Annotated in this window: 9 protein-coding genes; 8 read left to right on the top strand and 1 reads right to left on the bottom strand. The window is 45.3% G+C overall.

Going from position 1 to position 11,776, the window contains the following annotated elements:
• Window positions 1-101: 101 nt before the first annotated feature.
• From crtE to WKK05_RS06315, 7 genes are all read left to right on the top strand, one after another.
• A complete protein-coding gene (crtE, locus tag WKK05_RS06345; protein WP_341528922.1) occupies window positions 102-1,031 on the top strand; it encodes a geranylgeranyl diphosphate synthase CrtE in 930 nt (309 codons plus the stop codon).
• Window positions 1,032-1,121: 90 nt separating this feature from the next.
• Window positions 1,122-1,577 (top strand): divergent PAP2 family protein, encoded by a 456-nt coding sequence (locus WKK05_RS06340; protein ID WP_341528921.1) that lies wholly within the window; start codon window positions 1,122-1,124, stop codon window positions 1,575-1,577.
• Between the two features lie 132 nt (window positions 1,578-1,709).
• Window positions 1,710-1,949 (top strand): hypothetical protein, encoded by a 240-nt coding sequence (locus WKK05_RS06335; RefSeq protein WP_341528920.1) that lies wholly within the window; start codon window positions 1,710-1,712, stop codon window positions 1,947-1,949.
• A 299-nt stretch (window positions 1,950-2,248) separates the two neighbouring features.
• On the top strand, window positions 2,249-6,556 hold the full coding sequence (locus tag WKK05_RS06330; protein WP_341528919.1) for a PAS domain S-box protein: 4,308 nt from the start codon (window positions 2,249-2,251) through the stop codon (window positions 6,554-6,556).
• Entirely contained in the window at window positions 6,553-7,014 is a 462-nt protein-coding gene (locus WKK05_RS06325) for a response regulator (RefSeq protein WP_341528918.1), read from the top strand. The genes WKK05_RS06330 and WKK05_RS06325 overlap by 4 nt, the downstream gene beginning before the upstream one ends.
• Before the next feature lie 56 nt (window positions 7,015-7,070).
• A complete protein-coding gene (locus tag WKK05_RS06320; protein WP_341528917.1) occupies window positions 7,071-7,373 on the top strand; it encodes a hypothetical protein in 303 nt (100 codons plus the stop codon).
• Between the two features lie 469 nt (window positions 7,374-7,842).
• The gene (locus WKK05_RS06315) at window positions 7,843-9,807 is read left to right on the top strand and encodes a response regulator (protein WP_341528916.1); all 1,965 of its coding nucleotides are present in this window, start codon (window positions 7,843-7,845) and stop codon (window positions 9,805-9,807) included.
• On the opposite strand, the gene WKK05_RS06310 is transcribed toward WKK05_RS06315, so the two are convergent.
• Window positions 9,794-10,027: a hypothetical protein gene (locus WKK05_RS06310; protein WP_341528915.1), complete on the bottom strand. Its 234-nt coding sequence runs from the start codon at window positions 10,025-10,027 to the stop codon at window positions 9,794-9,796. The genes WKK05_RS06315 and WKK05_RS06310 overlap by 14 nt on opposite strands.
• Here WKK05_RS06310 and WKK05_RS06305 point away from each other — a divergent pair.
• Complete coding sequence (locus tag WKK05_RS06305; protein WP_341528914.1) at window positions 10,016-10,981, top strand: protochlorophyllide reductase; 966 nt, start codon at window positions 10,016-10,018, stop codon at window positions 10,979-10,981. The genes WKK05_RS06310 and WKK05_RS06305 overlap by 12 nt on opposite strands.
• The last annotated feature ends 795 nt before the right edge of the window (window positions 10,982-11,776 follow it).

Genomic DNA, 11,776 nt, shown 5'->3' with positions numbered 1-11,776 from the left:
TGTTCCTAATTCTTAATTTTTAACTCTAACTCTTTTAGCTCCAGACCACCTTAAAATTGTGTCGTATACGACAAAAATCGTAAAATGTCAGGAATTTGATAATGGTAGCAACGGATAACGTTCAAAAAACACCAGAGGAAGCCACGTTTAGCTTAACAGCCTATCTCAAAGAACGACAAAAACTTTGCGATACTGCTTTAGATCAGGCTATCCCCATCATTTATCCCGAAAAGATTTATGAGGCGATGCGTTACTCACTATTAGCAGGAGGTAAGCGCGTGCGGCCAATTCTCTGCCTTGCTACCTGTGAAATGCTCGGCGGTACTATCGAAATGGCAATGCCAACAGCCTGTGCCGTGGAGATGATCCATACAATGTCGTTGATTCACGACGACCTACCAGCGATGGATAATGACGATTACCGTCGCGGTAAACTGACGAATCACAAGGTTTATGGCGAAGATGTCGCGATTTTGGCGGGTGATGGTTTGTTAGCTCTGGCTTTTGAGTTTGTCGCCACTCAAACCCCTCAAAACGTTGCCAGGGACAGAGTGTTGCAAGTGGTTGCCCGTCTGGGGCGGGCGCTAGGGGCTGCTGGCTTAGTTGGTGGTCAAGTCGTTGACCTAGAATGCGAAGGAAAGTCAGACATTTCTTTAGAAACGCTGAATTTTATTCATGAACACAAAACAGCCGCCCTTTTGGAAGCTTGCGTTGTTTGTGGTGGGATCATCGCTGGGGCATCACCTGAAGATGTACAACGACTAACTCGTTATGCTGAAAATATTGGGCTAGCGTTCCAGATTATCGATGATATTCTCGATATTACTGCCACTCAAGAACAATTGGGTAAAACGGCTGGCAAAGACCTCAGAGCCAAAAAAGTCACCTATCCCAGCCTTTGGGGACTTGAGCAATCCCGCTCAAAAGCCCAAGAACTAATTAAGGCAGCTTGTACAGAATTAGAAACATTTGGGGAGAGAGCCAAGCCACTCCAGGCGATCGCTCACTTTATTACCAGTCGTAATCACTAAGTTAATTTGGGACTTTGGAATTTAGGTTGAATCTAAATGTTTCCTCAACCAACAACCACTTCTGATATTTACTAACCTAACCAAAATATCATGCAAGACATAGGCAACATTTTAGACAACCGGGTGCTACTGGTTGCTCTGATAGCTTGTTTAATTGCTCAAGCATTGAAGCTAATCATTGAGATAGTTAAACATCGCAAACTGAATGTGCGTGTTTTAGTAACAACTGGAGGGATGCCCAGCGCCCATTCAGCTTTAGTTACGGCTCTAGCGGCTGGTGTTGGGCAAACACTTGGTTGGGCATCTCCTGATTTTGCTGTTGCTGCCGTTTTTGCAATCATCGTCATGTACGATGCAGCAGGAGTTCGCCAAGCCGCCGGGAAGCAAGCACGTATTCTCAATCAAATGATTGATGAATTATTTCATGAAAAACCAGATTTTAGCCAAGACCGTCTTAAAGAATTACTTGGACACACACCAGTTCAAGTCATAGCTGGGTCGGCTTTGGGTATAACTATTTATTGGTTAGCTAGGTATACTTACTAAGTTACAGCTAACAAATCTCTGTTTAAGCCTGTGTTGGTAATCGAAAATTAATAATTAATTGGTAATTTGGTGAGCCATTGTGTTAAAAGGGTTCCCAGCTTTAAGGATCTAGCCATCTGGCGAAGCAGTCCGATGAGTCCAGCACTCTTGGCAGGGTTTCCCCTTCGAGCAATTTTTGTGTGGAGAAAAGTCAGAGCTAACGCCCGCCGGAAATATAGCTCCTGGGTGGTGTTAGGTGACTGGCGTCAAATGGCTACACTTATCGCCTTGGGTATTGACGCGGCTTTCCAAGGCATTTCTGTTAGGTGGGCAATGTCTGACTTGAAGCATTGCCGCCAGTTGCCGTTCTGGCGTAGTTTCTTCCATGAGTAACTGGTGTAAAGTACTTCTTTAATCAGTGGTTATTAATCATCAGAAAAACTACTAAAAAATCACCGTAATCATTAACCATTACCACACCTATAAATATCGCCAATGTTATAAATATTCATTCATTATGTAATAGCATTTAACGAAATATCTGCTACATCATATATATAGCTATATAACAATTCTATTGTCCTCAGATGTCCCCAAACCGATGAAATTAATCGTACTCCTCTTGCTGAAGTGCAAAAACTTAGCCAGAAGCTTATAGACAGATATTTTTCCAAAGCAAAGTTGAGATTTAGATGACTAAGGCAAAAGCGGCAATTTCTAATAACCACTTTGCCAGAGGTGGCGAAATGGGAGCGCTGATCCAGAGCATCAACTGGGCTGCAACACCAGTTGGATCTGCCAAAACTTGGTCACAAAGTTTACGAACATCTATAAATATTTGTTTAACATCTCGCTTTCCAATCATCATTTTTTGGGGTGCAGATTTAGTTCAGTTTTATAACGATGCCTGTCGTCCAATTTTGGGAGAAACCAAGCACCCCAGAGCTATGGGACAGCGGGCGCAGGAGTGTTGGTCAGAAATCTGGGATGTAATGGGGCCAATGTTGCAAGGCGTGTTAACCACAGGTCAAGCAACGTCGTTAGATGACCAGTTACTCTTAATTAATCGTTATGGTTATCTTGAGGAATGCTATTTTACCTTTTCCTATAGCCCAATCGAGGATGAGACAGGAGCGATGTCTACGACGGTCACTGAGCTTTGTCGAAGTGCGGGCTATACCTACGCAGGAGTATTTACAGCAGTTACAGAAACCACAGAGCGCATTTTAGGAGAGCGCCGTCTGCGAACCCTACGGGAATTAGCCAGCAATACAGCCGCAGCCAAAACCATCAAGTCAGCCTGCCAGGCTGCTACGAATACCTTATCTGCTAATCCTGATGACATTCCTTTTACCTTGCTGTATCTAATACAAGCTGATGGCAAGCAAGCACAGCTGGTTGGCACTGCCGGAATTAATCGGGAAATACCAACTATTCCAGCACAAGTAAACTTGACTCAAGAAATAGATACATGGTGCTTGGCACGAGTCAGCCAAACTGGGCAAGCAGAAATTGTTGATGATTTAGCAACTCGATTAGGTGCATTGCCTGATGGTATGTGGAACACATCTCCATCCACAGCCTTCGTCATGCCCTTAGTGAAGCCTGGGTTTAACACTCAATCGGGTAAGCCCGCGCTAGCTGGAATACTTGTGCTGGGAATTAGTCCTCAGCATAAGTTTGATGATGACTACCAAGGGTTTTTTGATTTAGTGGGCAGCAATGTGGCAACAGCGATCGCGATTGCTGGTGCTTACGAAGAAGAATGCAGGGGAGCAGCACTTCTCTACGAGAGGCTGCGCTTAGTGGCCGAGGAGCAGGGAGCAGGGAGCAGGGAAGAAGAAGATAAATTCCCCTCTGCCCCTCTGCCCCTCGGCTCCTCTGCTCGAATTCTCTTGGCTGATGACAATGCAGAGATGCAAAATTACGTCAAGTGTCTATTAAGTCAAAAGTATGAAGTAGAGACAGTAGCGGATGGCATAGCTGCTTTAACTGCCATTCGTCGGCAAATACCCGATCTAGTTTTAACAGATGTGATAATGCCTGGGTTAGACGGATTTGGGTTGTTGCGATCGCTTAGGTCTGATCCAGAAACGAGAGAACTGCCGATCATTATACTTTCTGCTGGTGCTGGAGAGGAGTCTGGTGTTGAAGAGCTACAAGCTGTAGCAGATGATTATTTGATGAAGCCGTTCTCGGCTCGTGAACTCTTAGCTTGCGTTGAGGCAACCCTAAAACTGTCGCAAACTCGTAAGCAAGCAGCCCTGGCAGTACGTGAACACGCCCGCGAAGCCAAGGAAGCACAACGCCTGCTGCAAATCCTTTTAGACTATGTTCCAGAGGGAATTACAATCGCAGGTGGGCCACCTGATTTCCCCATTATCGCCAACAGTAAATTCGCGCTAGATACGCTGGGTATTTCGGGCGAAAGTCTTACTGGCATATCCTCTGACGAGGATATTGATTCCTACGGAATATTTCTAACCGATGGTGTAACACGTCCAAATCCTGAGCAAATGCCTCTGTACCGCGCCACGCGCTACGGTGAAATTATCTCTAATGAAGAATGGGTAATTCAACGCCCAGACGGTACGCGGATTACTGCGATCGCTAATGTATTACCAATCCGAGACACACAGGAACAGATTATTGGTGCAATCAACTGCTGGCGAGACATAAGCAATCGCAAGCAGATGGAAGAAGCACTACAGCAAGGAGAAGCGGAACTTCTGTTGATCGCAAATGCACTACCAGTTTTAATATCCTTTGTAGATTCAGAACAACGTTACCGCTTCAATAACCGAGCCTATGAAGTCTGGTTTGGACATCAAGCAACAGAAGTTTATGGCAAGTATATGTGGGAGGTTTTAGGTGAATCTGCTTATGAAGCGATTCGTCCCTACGTAGAACAGGTATTGGCAGGAGTGCAAGTCACCTACGAGACCCAAGTACCTTATAAAAATGGTAAACAACGCTATATTAGTGCCACATACGTTCCTCAATTCGATAATCAAGGAAACGTTCAAGGATTTGTCGCTTTAGTGAGTGATATTAGCGAACAGCAAGCTGTTTTGCAGCAGCGTGACCAGGCTGAAGCAGCATTGCGTGAGAGTGAGGCACGCTTTCGCCAAATGACAGACACCGCTCCTATACTAGTTTGGATGTCTGGGACTGACAAGCTCTATTACTACTTCAATCAAACCTGGCTAAACTTTACCGGGCGGACTTTAGAACAAGAAATGGGCAATGGGTGGACAGAGGGAGTTCATCAGGATGATTTTCAGCGTTGCTTAAGCATCTATGTGAATGCTTTTGATGCTCGACAAAATTTTGACATGGAATATCGCCTCAGACGCTTCGATGGCGAATACCGTTGGATTTTAGATACCGGAGTACCCAGGTTCGCACCAACAGGAGAGTTTCTCGGCTATATCGGCTCATGTGTAGACATTCACGCTCGCAAGCAGGCAGAAGCAGCATCTAAAGAGAGTGCTGAGCGCTTGAGTTTAGCTTTAGCCGCAGCCTATATGGGTGACTGGAGTTGGGATGCGGCAAACGATGTAGTTACATTATCAAAGCAGGCAGCCCAAATCTATGGCATCCCACCTGGCCCCCACATGACTTGGACACAAATGCGCGAACTGCTGCATGAAGAAGACAGGAATCGCGCCCATCTGGGAGTGATACTGGCAATTGAAGAACACAGCGACTATGACGTTGAGTACCGTGTGATTCGACCCGATGGAACCCAGTGCTGGGTTTGTGCCAAGGGACGCGCTCAATATGATGCCAAAGGACAGGTTTTAGGAATGTTCGGTGTTGTGCAAGATGTGACCGATCGCAAACTCTCAGAAGAAGAGCTACGTCAGAGCGAAGAGCGATACCGAATTTTAACAGAAGTCTCGCCGCAAGTTATTTGGATGAGTACTCGCGGTGGTTATATTACATATTGCAACCAGTACTGGTTTGATTATACCGGACTGACAATAGAGCAAACTGTTGGTGATGGTTGGGCTAGTGTTATTTACCCGGATGACCGCGATCGCGCTTTGACCACCTGGAAGCAAGCTCTTCGTAATGGTACAAACTACGACGTAGAAATCCGCCTTTGCCGCGCCGCTGATGGTTTATATCGTTGGTATGTTATCCGAGGTTTGCCAGTTCGAGATGCCGCGGGGCAGATTATTAAGTGGGTGGGCATCGCCAGCGATATTCACGATCGCAAACTTGCCGAAGCCGCCATGAAACAACTAAATGAAACACTAGAGCAAAAAATTCAAGAGCGCACCGCCCAACTAGAAGCCGCCAACAAAGAACTGGAATCCTTTTCTTACTCAGTCTCTCACGACTTACGCGCACCGTTTCGCCACATTGCTGGATTTGTCGACTTACTTCAGAAACGTCTTGGCTCAACGACCTTAGATGAAACGAGTCAACGTTATTTAAAGACAATCGCCCAAACTGCAAAACAGGCAGGAATATTGATTGATGAGTTGCTCACTTTTTCCCGGATGGGGCGCAGCGAAATGCGCTACATCAACCTGAATATGCAGCAACTAGTGCAAGAAGTGCAACGTGATTTACTGACAGAAACCAAAGGACGCAGAATCAATTGGCACATCGAAGCCTTGCCAGATATCCAAGGTGACCCCTCCATGCTCCGGCTCGTCCTCTACAATCTGATGAGCAATGCCGTGAAATATACTCAGACTCGAACTTTAGCAGAAATCTCCATTGGCAGCACCATCAATGAAAACGAAGTTATCTTTTTTGTGCAAGATAACGGTGTTGGCTTTAATATGCAATATGTACATAAGCTGTTTGGAGTATTTCAACGGCTGCACAGCGACCAACAATTTGAAGGCACGGGCGTTGGATTAGCAAACGTACAACGCATTATTCATCGACATCAAGGTCGAGTCTGGGCAGAGGGTGTAGTTGACAGTGGAGCCACTTTCTATTTCTCTCTCCCTAAGCTGTTGAAAAAGGAGAGTGAATGAACGAACTAAGGCGAATTCTGCTGGTTGAAGACAGTGCAAACGATGCAGAGTTAGTACTGGCTGCCTTGTCAGAAAATCATCTCGCTAACGAAGTAGTGGTGGTACGTGATGGAGAAGAAGCACTGGATTATCTTTATCGACGTGGGTTGTTTCGGTTGCGGATGGAGGGGCATCCTGTTGTCGTGCTACTCGATTTGAAACTACCTAAAGTTGATGGACTAGAAGTGCTAGCAGAATTGAAGTCTGACCCAGTAATGCGAATGATACCAGTAGTGGTATTGACCTCTTCTCGCGAGGAACCAGACTTAATTCGATGCTACGAATTAAACGTTAATGCTTATGTCGTCAAGCCTGTAGATTTCAACGAGTTTGTCTATGCCATTAAAGGTGTTGGATTATTTTGGGCAGTGATCAATCAGCCACCTCCGGGTGCTTTACCTCCTGCACCTAGTCGTTAGTAAGGGCAGGGGAGATGGGGGAAGTAGGGGAAGCAGGGGAGGCGGGGGAAGTAACAATGACTATTGCATCGGCGTGCAATTTTAATGCAACCTTTTACATTGGCAATGTATCAGCTTACATTGTTAATGCATCAACTTACATTGGCAATGTATCGGCTCACATTAGCAATGCATCGACTCACATTGGCAATGCATCGACTCACATTGGCAATGTATCGGCTCACATTGGCAATGCATCGACTCACATTAGCAATGCATCAACTTACATTGGCAATGTATCGGCTCACATTGGCAATGCATCGACTCACATTGTTAATTTGTTAGCATACATTGCTTATGCATCAGCTTACAAAAATTGAAAGTAAGTGGACACAATAAAATATAATACTGTCACTACGAGTCGAACGAAGTGAAACGAAGCAGTCGCAAGGATTTGAGCTTGCTTCTCTTCGAGACGCTAGGCGTAGCTTGCTTCCACGCAGTGGTACGCTTTGCTCGCAATGACACAACTTATTTTTGTCTTCCTACTAAGTACCCTTTCTTTAAACTAGCCCTCCCTGCCCTCTGCTCCTCGGTCACTGAGCGTAGCCGTAAAGCCTGCGGCATAGCTACGCTTAGGGCGCAGCCCCTCGTAGAGAAGTGCTGCTCCCTGCTCCGCCATCTCCCCTGCCCCCTAGCCTCCCCTGCTCCCCCAACTCGGTATAATATTAATGAACGTGCATCATAGCGTCCCAAACCATAAAAATTAAATTTCAATTAAATAAGCAACTGTCAGAAAGGTTTTATGGCTGAACACGCTGGAACTGCTCAATGGATGTATAAGTACTGATGTGTGTCCTTCGTTTCCTGCTTTTGGAAGACAGCCCCTTGGATGCTGAGCTTGTCCAAGCGATACTATCTGAGGGAGGAATTGATTGCGAACTATTGCGAGTCGAAACCGACGTTGATTTCCTGGGTGCTTTGGAAACAAAGGCTTTCGACTTAATTCTTGCTGATTTTGTTTTACCATCTTTTGATGGAATGTCTGCCCTGGAAATTGCCCGAAATTACTGCCCAGATATCCCTTTCATTTTTGTCTCTGCTGTACTGGGTGAAGAATTGGCAATTGAAGCCCTGAAGAAGGGTGCAACCGATTATGTGTTGAAGCAACGAATAGGACGATTGGTTCCCTCGGTGCAACGAGCATTGCGGGAAGCGAAAGAGCGTCATGAGCGCAAGCGAGCAGAGGAGTCTTTACAAAATAGTGAAGCCAAGTATCGCAGAATTGTAGATACCTCTTATGAGGGGATCTGGATGGTTGACTCCCAAGCACAAACAGAGTTTGTGAATCAGCGGATCTTTGAAATGTTGGGTTATACGGCAGAAGAAATGATCGGTTGTTCCATATTTGATTTTATGGATGAAACTGATGATATAAGCAACCAACAGAAACTAGAATGGCTCAAGCGAGAAGGTAATGGTTTCAAAGAAGGTCGATGGCGTTGCAAAGATGGTTCGTATATATGGACACTGATTTCAGCTAGAGCGATTTTTAATGAACACAGTGAGTTTGCAGGGGCGATCGCTATGCTTACTGATATCACAGATCGCAAGCGCACCGAAGAAGAACGCGATCGCCTCTTGCAACTTGAGCAGTTAGCCCGTACTGAAGCCGAAACAGCCAACCGAATTAAAGATGAATTTCTCGCAGTCCTTTCCCACGAATTGCGATCGCCCTTAAATCCTATTTTGGGTTGGGCAAAATTACTACAGAACGGGAAATTTGATGCAGCAGCACTCAAAAAAGCGCTGGAAACTATTGAGCGCAATGCCAAATTACAAGCGCAGCTAATTGAAGACTTACTCGATGTGTCACGCATACTTCAAGGTAAACTTAGCCTCGACATGGTTCCAGTCAACCTAACAACCATAATTGAGGCAGCAATGGAGACTGTGCATCTGGCAGCAGAGGCTAAAAACATTCAAATTCAGACAAAGCTGGATTCATCTGCTGGGTACGTTTTGGGTGATTCAGGTCGTTTACAGCAAGTCATGTGGAATTTGCTATCGAATGCTGTCAAGTTCACACCAACTGGCGGCCAAGTAAATATTTGCTTAGAGTGCATCGACAAAGAAGCTCGGATTAGTGTCAGCGATACCGGCAAAGGCATTAACCCGGAATTTCTTCCTTATGTATTTGAATATTTCCGTCAAGCAGACAGTGCCACAACCAGAAAGTTTGGTGGCTTAGGATTAGGCTTAGCGATCGTCCATCACTTAGTAGAACTGCATGGTGGAACAGTTTGGGCAGAAAGTCCAGGCGAGGAGCAGGGAGCTACCTTCACAGTTAGTCTACCGTTAATCAAAGAAAGGTTAACCATCAAGGAGAAAGCAACTGCTGACACCTCAATAGCTCCTGCTACCTTACCGCTGGCAGGGATACAAATTTTGCTTGTAGATGATAATGCAGATACCCGCGACTTTTTTAACTTTGTACTGGAAGAGTTTGGTGCGATGGTTACCCTAGTATCATCAGCAACTGAAGCATTACAAATATTGTCAAATTCCAAACCAGATATTCTACTGAGCGATATTGGAATGCCAGAGATGGATGGGTATACACTGATTCGGAAAGTGCGGGCTTTAGAGGTAGAAGAAAGAAGACCACAAATACCAGCGATCGCCATGACTGCTTACGCAGGCGAAATCAATCAGCAGCAAGCAATTGCCGCCGGATTTCAACAGCACATTGCTAAACCTGTAGCACCAGAAGATTTATTAAAAGCGATTTTCAACTTAGTCAAAAATACTTGACAGCTATAGACAATAATTTCTTCCCGCCCCCTGCTCCTCGGTCACTGAGCGCAGTCGTAAAGCCTGCGGCATAGCTGCGCTTAGGGCGCAGCCTCTCGTAGAGAAGTGCTGCCTCCTGCCCCCTGCCCACATCAAAAATACCACCTACTGGTGAACATGGTGTGAGATCATGGTGACAGTCAAAGGTGATTAACGTAGTCTGAACAGAATGGAACAACATCGGAAGTCAACAGTCGTGATCACGGGGACATCTTCGGGGGTCGGTTTGTACGCGGCGAAAGCTCTTGCCCAAACCGGGAAATGGCACGTGGTAATGGCCTGTCGGGATCTGCCGAAGACCGAAAAAGCTGCTCAATCTGTGGGAATACCCCAGGACAGCTACACAATCATGCATATCGACTTGGCCAGCTTAGAGAGCGTTCGGCAGTTTGTGAATAACTTCAGAGCCAGCGGAAGGTCTCTGGACGCTTTGGTGTGCAATGCCGCCATTTATATGCCTTTATTAAAGGAGCCGTTGCGAAGCCCAGAGGGATTTGAGTTGAGCGTAGCTACAAATCACCTCGGTCATTTTCTTTTGTGTAACCTCATGCTTGAGGATCTGAAAAAGGCATCAACTTCGGAACCGAGGTTGGTTATATTAGGAACCGTCACGCACAATCCCAAAGAGCTTGGTGGAAAAATTCCGCCGCGTCCCGACTTGGGAGAGCTTAAAGGCTTTGAAGCCGGATTTAAAGAGCCAATAGCGATGATTGACGGCAAAAAGTTTGAGCCAGTCAAAGCTTACAAAGATAGCAAAGTCTGTAACGTGCTAACCATGCGGGAACTGCATCGACGCTATCACAACTCAACTGGGATTGTCTTCAGTTCTCTCTATCCGGGATGCGTTGCAACAACGCCTTTATTCCGAAACCACTATCCCCTGTTTCAGAAACTCTTCCCGCTTTTCCAAAAGTACATCACGGGAGGATTCGTTTCTGAGGAATTGGCTGGTGAGCGGGTAGCAACTGTTGTTGCTGCTCCTGAATACAACAAATCTGGAACCTATTGGAGCTGGGGAAATCGGCAGAAGAAAGATCGCAAGTCGTTTGTTCAACAAGTCTCGCCGGAAGCAAGCGATGATGACAAAGCTAAGCGCTTGTGGGAACTGAGCGAAAAATTGGTTGGACTGGCGTAAAGGCAATCAAAGGAAGCCTAAGATTGCAAAATCCAGAATCTCCTGTAAAAACGCTGCGCCTACCGCGCAGCGTCTTTGCTAAAAGAAGGAGATACCCGAAGGTCATTTGTCTTTAGAAAAGATAAAGAACAAATGTCCCATGACTCCAACAGTTTGCCACGGGTAGGGGATTGCACCCATGTCGATTTTTCGCAGTAATACCAATTAGAAAAAACAATGCAACAAATAGTCCATTTGTAGAGACGCGATGAATCGCGTCTTCACCCAAGAATGTATTGCAATCATTAATTGAATTGGTATAAGAAGTCAATTCTATTTAGGTAATTGTCATTTATTTTTACATGATGATTTCGTTTGTAGTAGGGACTACAACTCTGATTTTATGTAAATTTAATGTTTTTTAACAATGTACAATTGACAATTAATATCAAGTTCGTTTAATTACTTATAAAATGTCATTGCGAGCGAAACGAAGTGGAGCGTAGCAATCACAAAGTCTCTGCGATTGCTTTTCTACGAGACGCTGCGCGAACACTTCGTACACTGCGGGTTCACCGTAGGAGTACGCAATGATAAATATTTATACGAACATGATATAACAAGCACCTCTGGCTTGAAGGGAGAGGATTGCTCAAAGGAAAATTTTTATCTTTTTCCCCTTCTAAGGGGAGGTTTTGAACCTTGAATGAACCAACTGTCAACTGTCAACTATACTTGTGAAAGAGCCTTTAATATTAGCGAATAAGTCTTTGAGCCTCGTGAATGAGTATTTGTTACTGGCGAATTACTTAAAAA

Source organism: Nostoc sp. UHCC 0302 (assembly GCF_038096175.1).
GTDB lineage: Bacteria > Cyanobacteriota > Cyanobacteriia > Cyanobacteriales > Nostocaceae > UHCC-0302.
The sequence above is the reverse complement of the archived record's forward strand: the minus strand, read 5'-3'. Positions and strand labels throughout refer to the sequence as shown.